Source organism: Collinsella sp. SGI.033, assembly GCF_050315135.1.
In the GTDB taxonomy this organism is placed as follows: domain Bacteria; phylum Actinomycetota; class Coriobacteriia; order Coriobacteriales; family Coriobacteriaceae; genus Collinsella.
The window spans coordinates 20,178-40,675 of sequence record NZ_JBNPOK010000008.1; the positions used below are offsets into that span (position 1 = coordinate 20,178).

Annotated in this window: 13 protein-coding genes and 3 tRNA genes; 5 read left to right on the forward strand and 11 right to left on the reverse strand. The window is 61.3% G+C overall.

Annotated elements, in window-relative coordinates; translation table 11 throughout:
• Positions 1-125 precede the first annotated feature (125 nt).
• On the forward strand, positions 126-1,652 hold the full coding sequence (locus tag ACQRC0_RS03940; protein ID WP_427727916.1) for an FAD-dependent oxidoreductase: 1,527 nt from the start codon (positions 126-128) through the stop codon (positions 1,650-1,652).
• A gap of 493 nt (positions 1,653-2,145) precedes the next feature.
• Here ACQRC0_RS03940 and ACQRC0_RS03945 read toward each other — a convergent pair.
• The 3 genes from ACQRC0_RS03945 to ACQRC0_RS03955 form a co-directional block, all read right to left on the reverse strand.
• Positions 2,146-2,221 (reverse strand) — tRNA-Lys (locus ACQRC0_RS03945).
• Positions 2,222-2,264: 43 nt separating this feature from the next.
• Positions 2,265-2,340: transfer RNA gene (locus ACQRC0_RS03950), tRNA-Lys, on the reverse strand.
• Positions 2,341-2,362: 22 nt separating this feature from the next.
• Positions 2,363-2,439 (reverse strand) — tRNA-His (locus ACQRC0_RS03955).
• Between the two features lie 165 nt (positions 2,440-2,604).
• Here ACQRC0_RS03955 and ACQRC0_RS03960 point away from each other — a divergent pair.
• Together ACQRC0_RS03960 and ACQRC0_RS03965 are read left to right on the forward strand one after the other, a co-directional pair.
• The gene (locus ACQRC0_RS03960) at positions 2,605-3,786 is read left to right on the forward strand and encodes a pyridoxal phosphate-dependent aminotransferase (protein ID WP_427727918.1); all 1,182 of its coding nucleotides are present in this window, start codon (positions 2,605-2,607) and stop codon (positions 3,784-3,786) included.
• A gap of 140 nt (positions 3,787-3,926) precedes the next feature.
• The gene (locus tag ACQRC0_RS03965) at positions 3,927-4,817 is read left to right on the forward strand and encodes an ROK family protein (protein WP_427727921.1); all 891 of its coding nucleotides are present in this window, start codon (positions 3,927-3,929) and stop codon (positions 4,815-4,817) included.
• A gap of 113 nt (positions 4,818-4,930) precedes the next feature.
• Here ACQRC0_RS03965 and ACQRC0_RS03970 read toward each other — a convergent pair whose 3' ends face one another.
• The 4 genes from ACQRC0_RS03970 to argS all read right to left on the reverse strand — a co-directional run bounded on the left by ACQRC0_RS03970 (position 4,931) and on the right by argS (position 12,362).
• Positions 4,931-5,380: a VanZ family protein gene (locus ACQRC0_RS03970; protein ID WP_427727924.1), complete on the reverse strand. Its 450-nt coding sequence runs from the start codon at positions 5,378-5,380 to the stop codon at positions 4,931-4,933.
• Between the two features lie 6 nt (positions 5,381-5,386).
• Positions 5,387-6,835, reverse strand: a complete 1,449-nt coding sequence (locus tag ACQRC0_RS03975) for a hypothetical protein (RefSeq protein WP_427727927.1) — start codon at positions 6,833-6,835, stop codon at positions 5,387-5,389.
• 313 nt (positions 6,836-7,148) lie between these two features.
• A complete protein-coding gene (gene rho / locus ACQRC0_RS03980) occupies positions 7,149-9,527 on the reverse strand; it encodes a transcription termination factor Rho (protein WP_427727929.1) in 2,379 nt (792 codons plus the stop codon).
• Between the two features lie 981 nt (positions 9,528-10,508).
• Entirely contained in the window at positions 10,509-12,362 is a 1,854-nt protein-coding gene (argS, locus tag ACQRC0_RS03985; RefSeq protein WP_427727932.1) for an arginine--tRNA ligase, read from the reverse strand.
• Positions 12,363-12,704: 342 nt separating this feature from the next.
• On the opposite strand from argS, the gene ACQRC0_RS03990 reads away from it, so the two are divergent.
• Positions 12,705-13,190, forward strand: a complete 486-nt coding sequence (locus tag ACQRC0_RS03990) for a CarD family transcriptional regulator (RefSeq protein ID WP_427727935.1) — start codon at positions 12,705-12,707, stop codon at positions 13,188-13,190.
• Positions 13,191-14,073: 883 nt separating this feature from the next.
• Here ACQRC0_RS03990 and ACQRC0_RS03995 read toward each other — a convergent pair.
• Both ACQRC0_RS03995 and ACQRC0_RS04000 read right to left on the reverse strand, forming a co-directional pair.
• A complete protein-coding gene (locus ACQRC0_RS03995; protein ID WP_427727938.1) occupies positions 14,074-14,673 on the reverse strand; it encodes an HD domain-containing protein in 600 nt (199 codons plus the stop codon).
• Between the two features lie 171 nt (positions 14,674-14,844).
• Positions 14,845-16,131 carry a glutamate-5-semialdehyde dehydrogenase gene (locus ACQRC0_RS04000; RefSeq protein WP_427727941.1) on the reverse strand — a complete coding sequence of 429 codons (1,287 nt, stop codon included), beginning with the start codon at positions 16,129-16,131 and terminating at the stop codon, positions 14,845-14,847.
• Between the two features lie 113 nt (positions 16,132-16,244).
• Between ACQRC0_RS04000 and ACQRC0_RS04005 the strand changes: the two genes are divergently transcribed.
• Positions 16,245-17,663 carry an alpha/beta fold hydrolase gene (locus ACQRC0_RS04005; RefSeq protein WP_427727943.1) on the forward strand — a complete coding sequence of 473 codons (1,419 nt, stop codon included), beginning with the start codon at positions 16,245-16,247 and terminating at the stop codon, positions 17,661-17,663.
• Positions 17,664-17,762: 99 nt separating this feature from the next.
• Here ACQRC0_RS04005 and proB read toward each other — a convergent pair whose 3' ends face one another.
• Positions 17,763-18,890, reverse strand: coding sequence for a glutamate 5-kinase (gene proB, locus ACQRC0_RS04010; protein ID WP_427727946.1), 1,128 nt, complete (start codon positions 18,888-18,890; stop codon positions 17,763-17,765).
• 79 nt (positions 18,891-18,969) lie between these two features.
• The gene (locus tag ACQRC0_RS04015) at positions 18,970-20,475 is read right to left on the reverse strand and encodes a nicotinate phosphoribosyltransferase (RefSeq protein ID WP_427727949.1); all 1,506 of its coding nucleotides are present in this window, start codon (positions 20,473-20,475) and stop codon (positions 18,970-18,972) included.
• Between the last annotated feature and the right edge of the window lie 23 nt (positions 20,476-20,498).

Sequence of the window (20,498 nt, forward strand, 5' to 3'; positions counted from 1 at the left end):
GAGACGAAGCCAGCGAATGCGTATGACGTCCACCTGCCATATTCGCCCTTTACCGAATAGCGCGGCCTTTGCATCGCATTAGTCGATCACCCATGCGAAAATGCGCCGGACGAGAAAGGAATCCGATGGAATCGACTGATGTACTGGTAATAGGATCTGGCATTGCGGGCCTTTGTGCTGCCATAGAAGCGGCGCGCGCGGGCGCGACCGTTGCCGTCGCAAGCGCCGGCAAGACCATGAGCGGATCGAGCTTTTTCCCGGGCACCTGGGGCCTAGGTCTCATCGGTCCCGTTAACGAAGACGACGAACAGGATCTCATCGACACCATCCGAGCCGTCGGCGGCGGTGTCGCCGACCCTACGCTCGTCCAGACGTTCGTCCACGGTATTCCCCAGGCCATCCAATGGCTCGAGCAGGATCTAGGTGTTGAGCTCCAACGCCCGCAAAGCGCCGAGAGCGCTCAGCAAAAGCAGTTTATCCCCTGCTTTGACCATAAGACGCGCATATGGCGCGGCCTCACCCGCAAGCCCCTTGAGGACGCGTGTACGGCCCAGATCAAGTCTCTCGGCATTCGCCTACTCCCCCGCCACGAGCTAATCGATCTTGTTGAGGACACGACCGGAAAGATTATCGGCGCCGTACTCTACGACCGCACAAACGGGCATCTCGTACCTATGGCAGCCAAGGCCACCATCATCGCTGCGGGCGGCACGGGTGGCCTGTTCGAGCGAAGCCTCACTTCCGCCGACGTGCTCAGCTCCTCGCAGTCCATCGCGCTGGCACACGGCGCAACGCTCACTAATATAGAGTTCATGCAGATGATGCCGGGCTTCATCGAGCCCAAGCGCAACCTTGTCTTTAACGAGAAGACCTGGCGCTACGTACATGTAGACCAGCCGGTCGATATCGCCGACGACAAGCTGGACGATCTGCTTGAGCAACGCTCCGGATATGGTCCCTTCACCTCGCGCTTGGCCTCCCGCGCCATCGATCTTGCCATCGATCAAGCGGGTGCTGAAGGTCTGGCGCTCCACTACGACTTCCCCCGCGAGGACGTTCCCGAGTTTGTGCAGACCTTTGCCACCTGGCTACAAGACGAGCACGGCATCGCGCCGACCGACGAGATGCGTGTGGCGATGTATGCCCACACCGCCAATGGCGGCATCAAAATCGACAAGACCGCGTACACGGGCGTTGAGGGCCTCTATGCCTGCGGCGAGGCGACAGGCGGCATGCACGGGGCCGATCGCATTGGTGGCCTGTCAAGCGCCAACGGCATCGTGTTTGGGCGCATCGCGGGCGCCTCGGCAGCCCAAGCAGCACAGAATGCACCTGAGGTGGCCCCAAAGGCGGATGTCGCCCTCCCCCAGCATGGCATTGCCACAACAGACGCCGAGCGCCTGACCCGCGGCCTTAAGCACACGATGAGTACCTATTGCATGATCAACCGCACCGAAGGGGGCCTATCCAAGGCACTACACGAGCTTGAGGGCTTGAAGACGGAGGCAACGACCTTGAGCACGCAGAAAGCCCAGGACAGCGAAATCGCAGCCCTCGCCCGCCTGCAATCGCAGATTCAGCTGGCAGCGGAAATGGTCAAAGCCATGCGCAAACGGACCGAAAGCCTCGGATCGCACTATCGAGCGGACTAAACTAGACACCCATCTAAAGCAGAACACAACTAATCGATATCTATGGGCCCCGTGAGCTCGAGGTGGCACGGGGTCCATTGTACGTGGCAGCCTCATCGACCGTGGAATTGTCCCCGAGAATCTACCGCCTGCCGAGGATACAAAGAAGCTCGAACGTCGCGTGAAAGCAGACGAGAAAAAACTCAAGGAGGGCACAGACGGATTCACCGACCCCCAGGGCAGGCTCGACTTGTAAAGCGTCTGTGCCCTTTCGGGTTCGACCCATGTATGGTCAACAAAAAAAGCGACCAGCCTAAGCCAGTCGCTTTAACATGCTTTGGTGGGCCGTCAGGGGGTCAGCCTGCTGCGCAGGCGACCGCTGCGGCGCTTCGCGCCTTGCGCGCTGCGCTGGCAAACGCTTACGCGTTTCCTCAGCTCCGCGCCCTTTCGGGTTCGACCCCATGCGAGGTCAACAAAAAAGCGACTAGCCGAAGCCAGTCGCTTTAACATGCTTTGGTGGGCCGTCAGGGGGTCGAACCCTGGACCTTGGGATTAAGAGTCCCCTGCTCTACCAACTGAGCTAACGACCCAAAGCTAAAGTCCGTAGTAGCGGACTTTAGAGGAGATATCGTGTGGTGGGCCGTCAGGGGGTCGAACCCTGGACCTTGGGATTAAGAGTCCCCTGCTCTACCAACTGAGCTAACGACCCGATATCAACACGAAGCAAGAACTGGGGTGGGTAAAGGGACTCGAACCCTCGACCTACGGGACCACAACCCGTCGCTCTAGCCAACTGAGCTACACCCACCGTGTCCTGTGCGCTTCGCGCTCGACTATTATTGCAAGGAACGCCACGCGACGCAAGCCCCAATTTTCAAGAATTTTGAAAAGAGTTTTTCGGATCCATTTCGAGCAAATCCCACCGGTTCCACAGGAGTAAACTTGCCCCACCCCGATGTTCGAAAGGACAAGCATGAAAGAACTCTCCAATCGCACGGCAACGTTTACCGATTCGGTCATCCGCCGCATGACGCGCATCTCCGATATGTACGGCGCCGTCAACCTCTCGCAGGGCTTCCCCGACTTTGATCCCCCAGCGCAGCTGCTCAAGAGCCTGAGCACCATCGCCACCGACCCTAAGCCGCTCTACCACCAGTACTCCATCACCTGGGGTTCCCAGGCCATGCGCGAGGCGCTTGCCGCCAAACAGGAGCACTTTATGGGCATGCCGATCGACCCCAACCAGAACATCGTGGTCACTTGCGGCTCCACCGAGGCCATGATGGCTGCCATGATGACGGTCACCAACCCCGGCGACAAGGTCGTCATCTTCTCGCCGTTCTACGAGAACTACGGCGCCGACACGATCCTTTCGGGTGCCGAGCCCATCTACGTGCCGCTCAACCCGCCCACATTCGACTTTGACCGCGAGACACTCGAGGCGGCCTTCCGCGACAACGACCCCAAGGCCATCGTCCTATGCAACCCTTCCAATCCCTGCGGTAAGGTCTTTACGCGCGAAGAGCTCACCTTTATCGCCGATCTCTGCAAAAAGTACGACGCCTACTGCATCACCGACGAGGTATACGAGCACATCGTCTACGCGCCCCACGAGCACGTCTATATGGCCACGCTGCCCGGCATGTTCGAGCGCACCATCAGCTGCAGTTCGCTATCCAAGACGTACTCCATCACCGGCTGGCGTCTGGGCTACACCATCGCCCCGGCCCAGATTACCGAGCGCATCAAGAAGGTCCACGACTTCCTCACTGTGGGTGCCGCCGCTCCCCTGCAGGAAGCCGTCGTCACCGCCCTCAACTTCGACGACAGCTATTACCAGGAGGTCCTCGATCTCTACACAGCCAAGCGCGATCTGTTCTGTCAGGGGCTCGATAGCATTGGTCTTGAGCATAACGTGCCGCAGGGCGCCTACTACGTCATGATGGACATCTCTGAGTTTGGCTATGACAGCGACCTCGACTTCTGCGAGGACCTCGCGTCTAAGGTGGGCGTGGGCGCCGTGCCCGGCTCGAGCTTCTTCCGTGAGCCCGTCAACCATCTGATTCGCCTCCACTTTGCCAAGCGAGACGAGACGATTAACGCGGCGCTGGAGAACCTCAAGTCGCTACGCGATAAAATCAAGCCGCGCGGGTAAGGACGGCCCGGCAACTAAAGCACCCAAAGAAGCCCCGCACCGCACGCGCGTTGTGGGGCTTCTTTTTATAGCGCTTTCTTAATTTTTTTAAAGCGCTATACTTTAGCCACGGAGCAACTCGTCCCAGGGGGAGGAATACTATGGCAGAGCAGCAGCTTATCGGAGCGCTCGAGGCCGGCGGCACCAAGATGGTCTGTGCCACGGGCTATGCAGACGGTACGGTTCTGGAGCGTGAGCAGATCGCAACCACGACCCCGCAGGAGACCGTTGAGGCCGTCAACGCCTGGTTTGCAAACAAGGGCATCGCCGCGCTGGGCATCGGCGCCTTTGGCCCCACCGCAGTCAACCCTGCCTCGCCCCAATACGGCAAGATCTTGGAGACGCCGAAGACGGCATGGCGTTACTTTGACCTGCTGGGCACCATCCAAAACGAGCTCAATATTCCCTGTGGCTACGATACCGACGTCAACGTCGCCTGCTTGGGCGAGGTCACCTTTGGCTGCGCCCAGGGCCTCACCGACGTGGTGTATCTGACCATCGGCACCGGCGTGGGCGCCGGCGTGCTCTCGGGCGGCCAGCTCGTTCATGGCATGATGCATCCCGAGGCAGGGCACATCCTGGTCACACGCGATCCGCGCGACACCATCGGCGAGCACAGCGGCTGCCCTTTCCACGACAACTGCCTCGAGGGCCTCATCGCAGGCCCCGGCATTAAAAAGCGCTGGGATGGCAAAAGCGCCGGAGACATGGCCGATGACCCGGAGGCCATGGACCTGCTCGCAGGCTATCTGGCACAGGCGCTCATGACCTACACGCTGTGCTATGCGCCGCAAAAGATCATCATCGGCGGCGGCGTGGCCGACCACACCCCCATCGTGCCGCTCGCCCGCAAAAAGTGCGCCGAGATGCTCAACGGCTATATCGTCACGCCCGAGGTCAATGACATCGATACCTACATTGTCAACAACAGCCTCGAGGGTAAGCAGGGCATCATGGGCTGTCTGGCCCTTGGCGCACAGGCGCTCCAGTAAAGGGTGCACCAACGACACACGGTATTGCCGGGCCCGTATAACGCGCAGACAACGCTATCGCGTCCTGCAGGGCCCCCAAACGCACAAGGCCGTCTAGGACCAAGCAAAACGTCCTAGGCGGCCTTTCTGGTGCATACAAGCGATCGGAGGAGATATCGGAGCACGACGCCGGTAGCCGCTCCGCAGCAGTCAATCATCACGTCGGTGATCATACCGGCGCGCCCCGGCACAAATAACTGAATCGTCTCGTCGATTGAGGGGACCAGCAACAGAAAAACCACCGTGGGAAGCAGTCTGTCAAAAGTGCGTCGACCCTCGATATCAAAGGCATGTGTCACCAAAACACCAAGCACCATATACTCGGTAAAGTGTGCGCACTTGCGGACGACAAAGTTGGTTACCCATTCATACGGCAGGCTCAAGCTATGCAATAGCCCGCGGACGTCCTCCATGATCGCCAGGCTCAGTGAGCCGGACCCCGTGCCGGGAACCAGTGAATTGCCCCAAATCAGCAACACCATGGCGCAGGCCGCAACCGCCCACTTACGATCGATCTTAATCATGCAGAACTAGGCCTCGGCACGTAGCGGCGTAAAACTGGCGGTACCGCCCTCGATAACACTCAAATAGGCACGGCCCGTACGCTTGGCGGTAGAGGACTGCAGGCGCTCGATCTCTTCCTCAAGGATCTGATTGACGCGCTCGTGGCGACGGTTTTCCATAACGCCGGCGGCGATAGCCTCGGCGCGCTCGATACCCTCGCGCGAGATACGCGCGGTATCCTCGGGAAACACGGAGCTGTGGCGGCCGACATAGACGGGAGCAACAGACACAGGTGAGGCCGCAGGCGTGGGCATCGGCGCGGGGGCGGGCTCGGCGACCTCGGCCATGATCGCCATGGCGGCGGCCCACATGTCCTCGTGGCCCGAATAATCGGCCATGGGGATATCTTCCTCGAGGGAGGCATCGGGGAGACTGTCGGTATCCACGCGATTCTGGGCATCGATAGAGGCAGTGATGGCGGCGGGCTCGTCCAAATCGGCGAGATCCACACCCTTGGCATCGGAAATGATGGGCATGCTGGCGAGCTTGGCGTTGTACGGCACCGCCTCCGCGGCCTGCATTTGGGCCGAAGCGCCCCAAAGCGAGCTTTCGGCAGCACGACGAGCGGCGATGGTCTCCTCGTCGACAACCAGGGGCTCATCGGCAAGGGGGTCGGCGACAGGAGCCGGCTGAGCTGCGCCCTGCTGGCCGGTCGAAGCGGCCGCCGCGGCAGAGGTGTACGCAGCCGAAGAAGCACCGTTATAGGCGGCATTATTGGCAGCGTTGGCCACAAGCGCCACGAAAGCTGCAGTGCTGCCCGCAGGGGCGGCATGAGAGCCCGAGACGGCACGTGCGGCAGCAGCGATGTCGTCGCGGTTATAGGAGCCAGTCTTTTCACCGTTTGTGAGCTCGTCAATTGCGACCTGGTAGACATCGCGCGAGCGAGCGGGATCGCAGCTAACCGGCGAATCGTCGTCGAGCATGCTATCGATCATAGCCCAGGCATCGGCCTCGTCCATGGCGTTGGCGGCACGGGCGATGGTCGGAACGCCATCATCGGCATGACGGCGCTGAAACGCGCCGGTCAGACCGGAGAGAAGCGAAGAGGATTGACCCTGCTCGTCCAAAGTGACAGGAGAAGCAGCCCGGGGAGCAGCCTCCTCCTGCTGAACGGGAATAGAGGCGGTCTTGAACTCGTTGTAGGTCCGACTAAACTGAGCGGCTCCGCCCACGGCATCGGGCTCAAACAGGCGGCCATCGTGCTCCGCACGATACTCAGAGATACCCAGCGAGGCGGCATAGATACCCACGCCGGCCACTGCGCCCACGGCAAAGGGAACAGCACCCGCGACAACCGTCTCGTTGATTGACGAAAACGGCAGTGTAGCGGCATACACGACCACGGGTGCGGCAAGGCCGATCCCGCAGGAAAGTCCGGCAAGGACTGCTCGTTGTGTTGCATCAGAAGAAGCCATGAGCTCTCCCCATCTTCCAGCACCCAAATCGCATCATTCAGTTGGCTGCGCGAGAGAAGATGAAGCGGGGCCTGAGCCCCAAAGCAACGGTATATGGTTCGTTTCATCTGCGTTTTCCGTCGCGAAGCTTAACTGCTATTATGCGAAACACCCTTGGGGATTGCAAGCGACGAAGCGGAATTGAAACGGGAAAATCGCTGCTTGCCGGTCGTGAGGTCAATAATCGTTGGCGAGCGGCTATACGAAAAGGGCCAGGATCTAAACCCCGGCCCTTCTGGCATGTCTATGGTTGCTGTCGCGTGCAGCGGACGGACTAGAACATCTGCTCGTAGTCGCTGTGCTTTTTGGCCGAACGCACCAGGAACTCCTGGTTGGTATTGGTGCCCTTGAGGCCCTTGATAAACGATGCTGCCGCGCGCTCGGTATTGTTCATGCCGGCGAGGATGCGGCGCAGGCCAAAGACAAACGGACGCATCTGCTCGTCGACCAGCAGGTCCTCGTTGCGCGTGCCCGAGGCAACGGGGTCGATGGCCGGGAAGATGCGGCGGTCGGCCAGATCGCGATCGAGCTTGAGCTCCATGTTGCCGGTGCCCTTGAACTCCTCAAAGATGACCTCGTCCATCTTGGAGCCGGTATCGATAAGGGCGGAAGCAAGGATGGTGAGTGAGCCGCCGTTTTCGATATTGCGGGCAGCACCCAGGAAGCGCTTGGGCGGATACAGGGCCGCCGAATCGACGCCGCCCGAAAGGATGCGGCCCGAGGCGGGCGCCGCCAGGTTGTACGCACGGGCAAGACGCGTGATGGAGTCGAGAACCACCACGACGTCGCCGCCCAACTCCACGATGCGCTTGGCGCGCTCGATGACGAGCTCGGCCACGCGGGTATGGTTGTCGGCGGGCATATCGAAGGTCGAGGCCACGACCTCGCCCTCAATGGAGCGCTGCATATCGGTGACCTCTTCGGGGCGCTCGTCGACGAGCAGGCAGATGAGGTGCACCTCGGGATTGTTGATCGAGATAGACTGGCAGATCTTCTTGAGAATCGTGGTCTTACCGGCCTTGGGCGGTGACACGATCAGGCCACGCTGACCCTTGCCGATCGGCGACACGATATCGATGGCGCGACCGGTAATGGAATCCTTGCCATGCTCCATGCGCAGCGGCTCATTGGGGTAGACCGGCGTGAGATCGCCGAACTTGGGGCGGTTACGGGCCTGCTCAGGATCAAGACCGTTGACGGTCGTAATTTTGGCGAGACCGGCACGCTTGTCGCCGCCGCGCGAGGGACGAAGCGAACCCTCGATCACGTCGCCCGTGCGCAGACGCGCGGAGCGGATGAGGTAGGCGGGCACGAAGGCGTCGTCATTGGACTTCATGTAGCCGTGGGCATGGATGATGCCGGAGCTGTCCGGGCGAATCTGCAGGATGCCCTTAATATCGCGGAAGCCCTCGGCCTTCGCGGCTGTGGTGTAGATCTCTTCGACGAGCTCGGCCTTCTTCTTGCCGGTCGTCTCGATCTCGAACTCCTTGGCCTTCTCGCGCAGCTCGGCGACCTTCATGGCCGCGAGCTCCTCGCGCGAAAGCGTTGGCTCGGTCGGAGCTGCGTTGCGCTCCTTGTTGCGCTGTTTGCGGTCGCGCTGACGGCTGCGGCGGTCGTTGTTGCGATCATCCTTGCGCTCGCTGCGCTCATCGTTGCGCTTGTGCTGACGGCGGTTGGGGCGGGAACCCTCTTCGGCCTCAGCGCTCTCGACGGCAGGCGTCGTAGGCGCATCGGCGGTCGCCGGGGTCTCGCCGTCCGACTTAGCGTCGGACTCGGGCTGTTGCTCAGCATCCCCCTGCTGTTCGGCAGACTTGGTCTTGGAAGATTTCTTGCGCGTGCGCTTGGGCTTCTCGCCTGCCGACCGATCGGTGCCCTCCGTCTCGGGAGTCGTGTCGACACTCGCCTCGGTAGACTCAGCTACCGCAGATTCGGCGCCGGACTTCGCCTCTGCCTTAGCTGGGCGTTTGGCTGCGGTGTGACGGCTGCGCCCGGGACGAACGTCGGCAGACTCGGCAGCGGCAGAAACAGCGACCTCAGGAACATCAGCACCCACGGCCGAAACCACGGCAGCCGCTGTAGGCTCGACGAACGCCGGGGCATCTTGGACAGAAGCCGCGGCAGCGGCCGCCTTCTCCGCCTCGACAAATGCCTTGGGCTTGCGGCCGCGGCGATGCGGGCGCAAAGCAGGATCGACGACAAATGCACCGCCGGCCTCGGCAGGCACGACAGACTCAGCAGAGGAAGCGTCCTCCACCGCCGCAGAGCGAACCGGGGTCTCGGCGGCATCGGACGAAGCCTGCTCGGCAGCCTGCTGGACCTTGGCCGCCGTGCGACGGCGCGTGCGCGGAGCCGGCTTTTCTGCTACCTGCTCGGGAGCCGGAGCCGAAGGCGCCTCGGGGGCGGACGGAGCCGCGAGTTCGGTCAGAGCCGCGGCATCGCGCTCGGCGGCACGACGGCGAGCACGAACAACCTGGGCTTCGCTGATCTGCGCAAGCGCGCGGGCCTGCGCAACCTCATCTGAAAGCGGCGCCGAAACCTCGACGGAAACCGGACGCTTGGCACGCGTCGTGCGCGTGGTGCGGCGTTTGGGCTTTGCGGCCTCATCGCCATCCGCAGCGGGCTTGGCCACACGACGCGTGCGCTTGGGCTTCACGGGCGCAGCCTCCTCCCCGGTAACAGGTGCGACGGGAACAGGCTTCTCACTCAAAGCCGAGGCAGCGTTCTGGTGTGTCTCGGGGACCGACGCCTGCGACGGTGCGGGTTTCGCGATTTGGTCCAACGCAACCGGTGCAGTGGGAGTGGTTTGTGCCGTGCTTATTTCATTTTCTTGCTGTTGATCAGACACAGTGTTTGCTCAACTTTCTTTTAAAGCCCTGTGATCACATGCTCCCTGCATAAACCTTCAGGGCGGCTAAACAGTCTAGCTCCGTTCAAAACACAACGGGCATCATTGATCTGTATCGAGATGATTACGTCAAATACGCAGCGTTAGTGTAACACAACCACTGTCACCTGCAACTTAGTCATTGGACGTTCTTATACAACTGGTCAAAAGGGACACTCTCCCTCAAAAGCGCTTCCTCTGTCGCACCAGAGGAGTGAAGCCGTGGCATCCGGAATAGCCGCGCCACGAAACGCGCCTATCTACTACGTTTGACCCGCGACCCCTGACCATCCCCTCGATCTTCCTAAAATCGCAAGCCCGCTACCTGCGGTTTTAATATCGTACTTTTCGGCATGGTTCGGGGTATGCGACTAAACGTAGTAGATAAGCCCGTTTCGTGGCGGAGGGTTTCGCACCGCTCTCCCACCGGACAAAAATGATCCGTTTTCCTCCGTCCCCAAGGGGTCGTTTTCAAAACGATCGCGGATTACGGTGCAAGAACGGCGTAAGCCAACCATACCCTGCATTTTTAATATGCGGCAAGCCGTCTACCTGCGATTTTATTTTCGCTGCTGTTGCTATGGTCGCCAGGCAGCGATTCAGCCCCGTAAACCGGTATAGTTGCGTTTTTGTAGCATTTTTCAACACGCCAAAAAGCCCCGCCAAACGCAAAAAGCCCGACCTCCGCATGGGAGATCGGGCTTATAGGGCTCAGCAAAGCCAAACCTACACGGTCAAACGACCCGTAGATTACATCTGCTCGGGTGCAGAAACGCCAACGAGGGTGAGCACCAGGGCGAGCGTCACGCGGACGGCGTCGCAAGCGGCCAGACGGGCGCGCGAAAGCTCGGGGTCGACGGGACGGCCCTCGCTCGGAAGCACCTGGCAGGCAGCGTAGAAGCTGTGGAAGTCGCCGGCGAGCTCCTCGGCAAAGTGCGTCAGGCGGAACGGGGCGCGGTCGCGAGCACAGCTGGCAATGAGGTCGGTGAGCTCGTTGAGCTTACGCGAAAGGGCAAGCTCGGTCGGGTCGGTCAGCAGCGAGTAATCGACGTTCTCGCCGATGGCCTTGGCGGCGACGGCCTTCATGCCCATCTCGTCAGCCTGCTCGGGCGTAACGTCAGCGGCACGGCGCAGAATGGAGCACACACGAGCGTGAGCGTACTGCACGTAGTAGACCGGGTTGGAGTTATCACGCTTCTTAACGGCCTCGATATCGAAGTCGACCATCTGGTTGGAGCTCTTGGAGATGAGCGTGTAACGGGCGGCGTCGGAGCCGACCTCGTCAACAAGCTCCTGCAGGGTCACCATGGTGCCCTTGCGCTTGGACATACGGACGGGCTTGCCGTTGCGCAGCAGGTTGACGAGCTGGCCCAGCAGAACCTCGAACTTGCCGGGATAGCCAAGAGCGTCGCAGACACAGCGGACGCGGTCGATGTAGCCATGGTGGTCGGCGCCCCAGATGTCGATGACGTGGTCGACGCGCTGGAACTTGTCCCAGTGATAGGCGACGTCGGAGGCGAAGTAGGTGTACTCGCCGTCGGACTTGATCAGGACGCGGTCCTTGTCGTCGCCCAGGTCGGTGGAGCGGAACCACAGAGCGCCGTCCTTGGTGTAGAGGTAGCCCATCTTGTCGAGCTTCTCAAAAGCGCGGTCGACGGCGGAGGTGCCGGCGGTCTCGCCCTCGGTGTCCTTCACGTACAGCGAGCGCTCGGAGAACCAACGATCGAAGTCGCAGTTGACGGCGTGGCAGAGATTACGCATGTTGTCGACCATCTTTACGTAGCCGCGCTCGCGGAAGCTCTCCATACGCTCCTGCGGATCGGCGTCGACCCACTTGTCACCGTCGGTGCGCCAGAACTCGGCGGCCTCGTCGATGATGTAGTCGCCGCCGTAGGAATCCTTGCCCAGAGTCTCGGCAAAGTTGTCCTGATACGGATGGGTCTCGGGATGCTCGTCGTTCTCGTCGGCAACAAAAGCATCGCGGTCGGCAATCAGCAGCTTGTGAGCCTCGTCGATATCCACGCCCTGCTTGGCGATGATGTCGGCAAGCTGCATATAGCGCGTGCTGATGGAGTTGCCGAAGGTGTTCATCTGAGAGCCGTGGTCGTTGATATAGAACTCACGCTGGATATCGTAACCGGCATGGTCCATAACGCGGCAGAGGGAGTCGCCCAGAGCGGCCCAACGGCCATGGCCAATATGCATGGGGCCGACGGGGTTGGCGGAGACAAACTCGACCTGGGTCTTCAGGCCGCCGCCGACGTTGGACTTAGCGAAGTCCATGCCCTTCTCGCGAGCCTCGCCGAAGATAGCGTTCTTGACGGCGACGGAGAGGTAGAAGTTGATGAAGCCAGGGCCGGCGATCTCGACCTTCTCGATCGCGGGATCCTCGGGCATATGGGCTACGACGGCCTCGGCGATCTTGCGCGGGGCGCAGTGAGCCAGCTTGGCGGACTTCAGGGCCATGGTGGAGGTCCACTCGCCATGAGAAGTGTCAGCCGGTCGCTCGATAGCGCAATCGTCAAGTTCAAATGCGGAAAGGTCGCCGGCCTCCTGGGCCGCAGCAAGCGCAGCGCGTACCAGCTCTTCAATCTTCTCGGGCATAGATCCTCCTTGTGTTAAAGCCCCCGAGCTCTTGGTCACTCGTAGGGCAAAAGCCAGAGTTTGCAGCACTCTATCACAAGCGGTAACTACTGTCGCAGGGTAAAGTCAATCGATATTGCATATGCACATAATTGACCACAGTTGTCGCAAGGCCATTCAAAGATGGCGGTCTGCCTGCTGGTTGTGCACCCGCCGAAAATGCATAAACATCTGCATGGGCAGCTCAGAATATCGAATACTCTTACCTATCAGATTTGTGTGCTTTTCCTGCATAAAGTAAGGGTTTGCGCACGTCAGCGTGGTATTCTAGACATACGTAAATTCGTATAAGTTGGAGGTAGCATGTTCTCAATCGGTCAACACGTCATTCATCCGGGTCAGGGAGTCTGCACCGTCGTCGGTTTTAGGGAAGACACACCGCAGCCCATGCTGTTGCTCGAGACCAAGCAGGGACATGCGCAGACGATCCTCATGTACCCCGTGGCGCAGGCCGACCGTCTGCATGCCGCCATCTCCCAGCAAGATGCCGAGCACCTACTGAGCCATTACGACGAGCTGGAGTGCGACACCTTTACCGAGCGCAACAGCTCGCTCGAGGAGACGCACTTTAAGCAGCAGCTCAAGCTGGGTGCGCCCGAGACGGTCCGCGTGGCAAAAACAATGATGCACCGTATTCGCCAGGCCGAGGAAGCAGATAAAAAACCCAGCTCCTACTACATGCGCGTACTCAAGGAAGCCAAGCGCCGCTCCATCGAGGAGATTGCCGTGGCCCTGGGCGTCACCGAGGAGGACGCCGAAGCCCGCCTATCCCAAGCCGCCCTCAACTAACCTGCCAAAAAGGGACAGGTTTATTTTGGCAGGTTTTATCTGGGGAAACGTCAACAAACAATTGGTAAATGGTCGGGTGCTCCGTTTTGTTTGTAAGCCCCGGCCATTTTTTATCGCCGCGAAAATGCGTGAAGCCCATTTGTGATGACATCACGCGAGGGCCGTCCAGATCGACGCAACCAACGCCCGTATCCGCAACAAGCGCACCCGTCTTGCTCAATTACCATTAAAAAGCATCAATTTGAAAACGCAATAACATTTCGGCAGGTAGCAGCTATAGTCGGTGAACTGAATCTCGACAACCGAAGCCCCCGAATGAGGTATCTTCAGCCCATCCAAGCTAAAGGAGGGGCCATGCCGAGAAAACCTCGTTCAAAGTCACCAACCGGTTATTTCCACGTCACGTTGCGTGGAAACGGAGGGCAATTGCTGTTTGACGATGCCGAGGACCGAATCGCCATGCTTCAGATCCTCGATGCAATCCTCCCCAAACACAATATCGAGCTTATCGCTTGGTGCCTTATGGGAAACCATATTCATTTGGCACGGCAATCGTGCAGAGTGTCGCAGGATGCGCTCCGACGGAACTCAAATCCGTCTCCAAGCCACTTCGCAACGAGGCGATTCTCGAGCTTCGAAAAGAAGGGCTAACCGTTAAGCAGGTTCAGCTGCTGACCGGACTCGGAATATGGATTATCAAGAACGCGTCCTAGCGTCGCGTTTGCCGAGTTACGGGTACGGCGAAGCGCAGCTGCCTGCCGCGAGGCGCCGCCATTCGCAAGCGCCACCATGTTAAACAGAAAACGCTTCCGCTGAATAACGTTCAACGGGAGCGTTTTCCCAGATAAAACCTACCAAAATAAACCTGTCCCTTTTTGGCAGGTTAGGCCTGGAAGGTGTCGCGGTCGGGCGCGAAGGACTGCATGGCCGCGATGGTGCGGTCGAAAAGCTCGGGGAGCTCCCAGCCCAGCATCTCGGCGCCCTGCGTAATCACGTCGCGCGAGCAGCCGGCGGCAAAGCGCTTGTCCTTGAACTTCTTCTTGAGCGACTTGGTCGTAAAGTCCATGACGCTCTTGCTCGGACGCATGATCACGGCAGCCCCAATCAGGCCGGTAAGTTCGTCGCAGGCAAACAGGATCTTTTCCATCTGCAGCTCAGGCTTGGGCAGCGAGGCATTGAAGTCCGAGGTATGCGTCTGGATGGCGCGGATGAGCTCGGGCGATGCACCCTCGCCCTCCAGAATCTCGGCCGCATAGATGGTGTGGTTCACGGGGTCGTCCTCATGCTCCTCCCAATCCAAGTCGTGCAGCAGTCCGACGATGCCCCAAAACTCCTCGTTCTCGGGGTCGAACTCGCGCGCAAAGTAGCGCATGGTGCCCTCGACCGTCTCGCCGTGGGTGATGTGGAACGGATCTTTGTTGTGCTCGTTGAGCAATTCGAACGCACGGTCGCGGGTGATTCCGGCGGAAAGCGTCTGAGACATGGCAATACCTCCAGGTGAGTCGGTGCTAAGACACGGTGTCACTATCGTATATCGCCGCGGCTCAAGCCGAAAGGCAGAAAAGGCATACGGAGAAAAAAGCCGGGCGAACGCGTCGCCCGGCAAAACCGCAGATAAAACCTGCCAAAATAAACCTGTCCCTTTTTGGTAGGTTTAGGGGCGGACCTGGCCGGTGCCGCGGAGCTTGTATTTGTAGGTGGTGAGGGCCTCGGCGGCAAAGGGGCCGCGGGCGTGGAGCTTTTGGGTCGAGATGCCGATCTCGGCGCCCAGGCCAAACTCGCCGCCGTCGGTAAAGCGCGTGCTGGCGTTGGCATACACGGCCGAGGCATCGATCTCATCCAAAAAGCGCTCGCAGGCGTCCGCGTCCTCGGCGATGATGGCCTCGGAATGCATAGTGCCATAGCGGTTGATGTGCGCGATGGCCTCGTCCTCGTTCGCCACGACCTTCACGCTCATCTCGAGCGCCAGGTACTCGCGGCCCCAGTCCTCCTCGGTCGCGTCCACGTAGTCGTCGCCCTCGGCAAGACCGGCGGCGGCGCATGCGGCACACATGGCCTCGTCGCCGTGAATCAGCACGCCGTGGTCGTGCAGCACGGCCACGACCGCCGGCAAAAACGAATCCGCCACGGCGCGGTCCACAAGCAGCGACTCGGCGGCGTTGCACACGCCCACGCGCTGGGTCTTAGCATTGACGATAATATTGAGCGCTTTATCAAAGTCGGCCGACTCATGCACGTAGATGTGGCAGTTTCCCGTGCCCGTCTCGATAACCGGCACAAGCGACTCGCGCACGCAGCGCTGGATCAGGCCCGCACCGCCACGCGGAATAAGCACGTCGACGATGCCGCGAAGCTTCATGAGCTCGCCGGTGGCCTCGCGATCGGTGGACTCGATCATCGAGATAGCCTCGCGCGGGAAACCCTTGGCCTCGAGCGCATCGGCCAGCAGTTCGGCAATCATGGCGCACGAGTGATAGGCCAGCGAACCGCCGCGCAGAATGCAGGCGTTGCCGGTGCGGATGCAGATGCCCGCGGCATCGGCCGTCACGTTGGGACGCGCCTCATAGACCATGGCGACCAGGCCCAACGGCACGCTCACGCGGGTGAGGTCCACACCACTTGCAAGTACGCGGTGGTCGAGCACGCGGCCGACGGGATCGGGCAGCTCAGCGAGCTTCTCCAGGCCGGCGGCCATGCCCTCGACGCGCTCGGGCGTCAGCAGCAGACGGTCGAGGAGCCCCGCCGAGGTCCCCGCATCGCGCGCAGCGGACATATCGAGCTCGTTGGCGGCGACGATGGAATCGACGCCATCGCGCAGCGCCGCGGCCATGGCGCGCACGGCCTCCTGGCGCTGCTCGTCGCTCGCCGTGGCAAGCGAGGCCGACGCTGCCTTGGCGGCAACGGCAAGATCGTAGACATACGTGGCTATATCGACCGACATGGACGGCCCTTTCTCTTAGTAGTTTGCCAACCATGGTAGCCGATTTGTGCATGCCCTCGCGCATGGCGGTAGAATTGGTCAACCCGAAACACCGCAACGAACGGAAGTACCGCATGGCCCTCATCACTTCGTACCACGTCCCCGGCCTCTATGTCGAGGACCACAGCATCGACGTCCCCTTGGATTGGCGCGGCCTGGAGCCAATGCTTTTGGCCTTCGGCAGCACCATGCGCCGCGGCGCCATGCCGGCGCCCATCGCCGGCGCACCCGAGAGCATCAAGCTTTTCTACCGCGTGGTTTGCGCTCCCGACCGTATCAACGACGACCTGCCACTCCTCCTCTTTTTGCAGGGCGGCCCCGGCGGCGAGAGCCCGCGTCCGCTGTCGCCCACAAGCGACGGCTGGATCGAGGAGGCCGTCAAGCACTTCCGCGTCGTCCTGCCCGACCAGCGCGGTACCGGGCGCAGCAGCTGTGTAGACGGGCGCACGATTGCCGCACTGGGCGAGCGCGCCGAGGCGGCAGGCTCCGATGCGGCCCGCTCGCAGGCGGACTTCCTCAAGCGCCACCTCGCCAGCTCCATCGTGCGCGACTTTGAGTACCTGCGCCTGGTGGGCTTTGGCGGCAAGCCCTGGGTCACACTCGGCCAGAGCTACGGCGGCTTTTTGACGTTGAGCTATCTGTCGCTCTTCCCCGAGGGCGTGACGGCGAGCTTTACCTGCGGTGGCATTCCGCACGTGCCGGCGAGTGCCAGCGAGGTCTACGCGCACACCTTCCCGCGTATGGCGGCCAAGACTCAGCAGTATTACGACCGCTACCCCGCCGACGTCGAGCGCGTGGCGGCCCTGGCAGATGCCCTCGAGGAGCAAAAGCCCGCGCTGCCCGACGGCTCGCCGATGACGGTCGAGCGCCTGCAGCTCATGGGCAGCGACTTTGGCATGAAGCCGAGCTTTGAGCGCATGCACTGGATTATCGACCACGCGTTTGTTAATGGCGACGGTACGCTGAGCTGCGGCTCCTCGGTATCAGACAGCTTTTTGATGCGCGCCTTCGAGCGCACCAACACGCGCACGAATCCGCTGTACTGGACGCTGCAGGAGTTCATCTACGCCGATGGCGACACGATGCCTATTGGCTGGGCAGCCGCCGAGGAAAAGGCCCATCGTGCCGAGTTCGACACCCTCGCGCGCCCACTCATGTTTACCGGCGAGGCCATGTTCCCGTGGATGTTTGAGCAGATGCCCGAGCTCAAGCCCTTCAAGCCCGCCATGGACCTGCTGATGGAAGACACCAGCTGGGACAAGATTTACGACCCGCAGCGCCTGGCCTGCAACGAGGTGCCACTCCAAGCCGCGGTGTATTTCGACGACATGTACGTGGATTCGGGCCTGCAGCTCGACACGCTCAGCCGCGTGGGCAACTCACATGCCTGGGTGACGAACGAGTTCGAGCACGACGGCCTGCACGGCAGTGTGGTATTCAAGCACCTCTTCGACGAGGCCCTCAACCGCGGAGACCTGCGTCGAATCTTCTAGCAAAGGAGTGTCCCCACCTGCCGGCACATAAGAAACGTCCCCAAGTGCCGGCACGAGAAAGACAACGCTGCGGGAAACGATCCGCAGCGCTGTCTTTCTTTATGCAAAGACGATCAAGTTGTCTCGGTGGATCGCGGGCTTCTCGGCCAAGTCTGCCAGCAAGCGGTTGCCGGCAATCTGGTCCTGGCGGCGTCCGGCTGCAAGCTCCAGCACGTCCGAATCGGCCTCGGCGATACCGCGGGCGACAACCATACCGCTCGGGTCGCACACGTCGAGCACATCGCCCTCGGCAAACGTGCCATCGACCTCGCGAATACCCACCGCAAGCAGGGAAGAACCGCGGCTGATCAGCGCCTTCGCGGCGCCGTCATCGACCGTCACCGAGCCATGCGCCTTGTCGCCCAGTGCAATCCACAGCTTGCGGGGCGCAATGTCCAGGCGCTCCGCCGGCGGATCGAACAGCGTGCCCACGCTCTCGCCGCGGGCAAGGCGCACGAGCGCATCGGGCTCCTCGCCCGAGCAAATCACGCTCTGAATGCCAGCCGTCATCAGGATGCGGCTCGCGCGGATCTTGGTAATCATGCCGCCTGTGCCAACCGATGTGGAAGAATCGCCCGCCGAGGCGATAATCTTGGCATCGATCTTATGCACGACCGGGACGAACTCGGCCGTGGGGTCCTCGTGCGGATTGGCGGTATAGAGGCCATCGATGTCCGAGAGCGTCACGCACAGGTCGGCAGAAACCAAGCAGCCCACAAGCGCCGCCAGCGTGTCGTTGTCGCCAAACTTGATCTCGTCGACGGTAACGGTGTCGTTCTCGTTGACGACCGGCACCACGCCCAGTTCCACCAGACGCAGCAGCGCGTCGCGCGCGTGCAGATAGGACGTGCGACGGGCCGTGTCATGACGCGTGAGCAGCACGAGCGAGGTGAGCAGGTCGCGCGCATGGAACTCCTCGTCGTAGGCCGACGAGATGATGCACTGACCGGCCGAGGCGCAGGCCTGCAGGCTCGGCAGGTCACCGACCGGCTTGCGGTCAAAGCCCAGCACGGGATAGCCACAGGCAATGGCGCCCGAACTCACCACGACCAGACGCCAGCCGAGTTTGCGCAGGGCAGCAGCCTGATCGGCAAGTCCGCCGATAAAGGCGCGGTTGACCTTGCCATCGGCGCCCACCACCGTGGACGAACCGATCTTTACCACCATCGTTTTATAAGAAGTCGTCATACGTCAAACCAATCAACTGTTGAGGGTTCGGGCGAGCTGACGGCCGAGGGAACGTAATTCCACCCTACACCCAACAAAATTAGCGAGCCCAGGGGAAGGCAGAAGCCGCGGCCATGTTCTTGCGCACGAGCTCGTCGCGCACCTGCGCCAGGCCCTGCTCCATGCCCACCACATAGGTCTGCGGGTACAGGAAGCGCTTGTAGACCGGATCCAGATGGTCCAGCGCCCAAGCGCAACGCTCGCGTGCGGCCTCGATGCTCTCGCGCGGGGCAACAGCACTGCCGTCGCGCACGATCGGCGCCAGCAGCTCGCGATACTCAAGCTCGGACACGTCGGTCACCAGGGCGGCATCGTTCACGGCCACGAGGGTATTGCCGCGCGCGGCGCCCACCCCCGCCAGATGGTCCTCGTCATAGATCATGTCGCAGACCGGGCCGCCAAAGCCGTCGTAATAGCGGCGCACGCGCTGCACGCCCGGAATCGTGCGCTTGTAGGGCTGCTCGGAGAGCTTGACCACCGGCGTCCACGGGTCCATCTCGCTCGCACGGCGGGCGGAAAGCTTGTACACGCCGCCCAGTGCCGGTTGGTCGTAGCAGGTCGCGAGCTTGGTGCCCACGCCAAAGCTATCAATGGGCGCGCCCTGGTCGAGCAGCGACTGAATCGTGTATTCATCCAGATCGTTAGAAACCGAGATCCCCACATAGGGCAAGCCCTCGGCATCGAAACGGCCGCGGACATACTTGGACAGCTTGGCGAGGTCGCCGGAATCGATGCGAATGGCCGACAGACGCTCGCCCGCCGCCTCCATCTCCTTGGCAACCGTAATGGCATGCTCGCAGCCCTCGCGCACGTCGTAGGTGTCAATGAGTAGCGTGCAGTTCTTGGGGCTCGACTTGGCAAAGGCACGGAAAGCCTCGAGCTCGGAATCGAAGCTCATCACCCAGCTGTGCGCATGCGTGCCAAAGACGGGAATACCGTAGCGGCGACCGGCGAGCACATTGGACGTAGAGGAACAGCCGGCAACGTAGCTCGCGCGCGCGACGGCCAGACCGCCATCGGGACCCTGGGCGCGGCGCAGGCCAAACTCGGCCACGGGACGGCCGTCCGCCGCCAGCACCACGCGCGCCGTCTTGGTGGCGACAAGCGTCTGGAAGCCGACAATGTTGAGCAGCGCCGTCTCGAGCAGCTGGCACTCCAGCGCGGGGCCGGTGACGCGCACCATGGGCTCGCGCGGAAAGACGAGCTCGCCCTCGGGAACGGCGTCGATGTTTACATGCGCACGAAAATCGCGCAGGTAGTCGAGGAATTCGGGCTTGAACATCGCGCCGCCGGCCGGGGCCTGGAGCGATGCGAGGTAGTCGATATCCTCGGGCGTAAAGCGAAGGTTTTCGACCAGCTCGGGCAGCTCGGCGGTGCCGCACATAACGGCGTAGGCGCTGCCAAACGGATGGTCACGGTAAAACGCGGTAAAACAGCCCTGCTCATTGGCCTTGCCGCTCTCCCACAGGCCCTGGGCCATAGTGAGCTCGTACAGATCGGTGAGCATTGCGATGTCGGTGGGATGCGAGATGTCGGTCAAAGCCATGGGGCGACCTTTCGGATGCGTTG

Excerpts from the sequence above, each read along its gene's own strand:
- ACQRC0_RS03975 (WP_427727927.1), bottom strand. The coding sequence starts at position 6,835 with ATGGCTTCTTCTGATGCAACACAACGAGCAGTCCTTGCCGGACTTTCC.
- ACQRC0_RS03970 (WP_427727924.1), bottom strand. The coding sequence starts at position 5,380 with ATGATTAAGATCGATCGTAAGTGGGCGGTTGCGGCCTGCGCCATGGTG.
- ACQRC0_RS03960 (WP_427727918.1), top strand. The coding sequence starts at position 2,605 with ATGAAAGAACTCTCCAATCGCACGGCAACGTTTACCGATTCGGTCATC.
- proB (WP_427727946.1), bottom strand. The coding sequence starts at position 18,890 with ATGACGACTTCTTATAAAACGATGGTGGTAAAGATCGGTTCGTCCACG.
- argS (WP_427727932.1), bottom strand. The coding sequence starts at position 12,362 with ATGCCCGAGAAGATTGAAGAGCTGGTACGCGCTGCGCTTGCTGCGGCC.
- ACQRC0_RS03965 (WP_427727921.1), top strand. The coding sequence starts at position 3,927 with ATGGCAGAGCAGCAGCTTATCGGAGCGCTCGAGGCCGGCGGCACCAAG.
- ACQRC0_RS03940 (WP_427727916.1), top strand. The coding sequence starts at position 126 with ATGGAATCGACTGATGTACTGGTAATAGGATCTGGCATTGCGGGCCTT.
- ACQRC0_RS03990 (WP_427727935.1), top strand. The coding sequence starts at position 12,705 with ATGTTCTCAATCGGTCAACACGTCATTCATCCGGGTCAGGGAGTCTGC.
- ACQRC0_RS04005 (WP_427727943.1), top strand. The coding sequence starts at position 16,245 with ATGGCCCTCATCACTTCGTACCACGTCCCCGGCCTCTATGTCGAGGAC.
- ACQRC0_RS04015 (WP_427727949.1), bottom strand. The coding sequence starts at position 20,475 with ATGGCTTTGACCGACATCTCGCATCCCACCGACATCGCAATGCTCACC.
- ACQRC0_RS04000 (WP_427727941.1), bottom strand. The coding sequence starts at position 16,131 with ATGTCGGTCGATATAGCCACGTATGTCTACGATCTTGCCGTTGCCGCC.
- ACQRC0_RS03995 (WP_427727938.1), bottom strand. The coding sequence starts at position 14,673 with ATGTCTCAGACGCTTTCCGCCGGAATCACCCGCGACCGTGCGTTCGAA.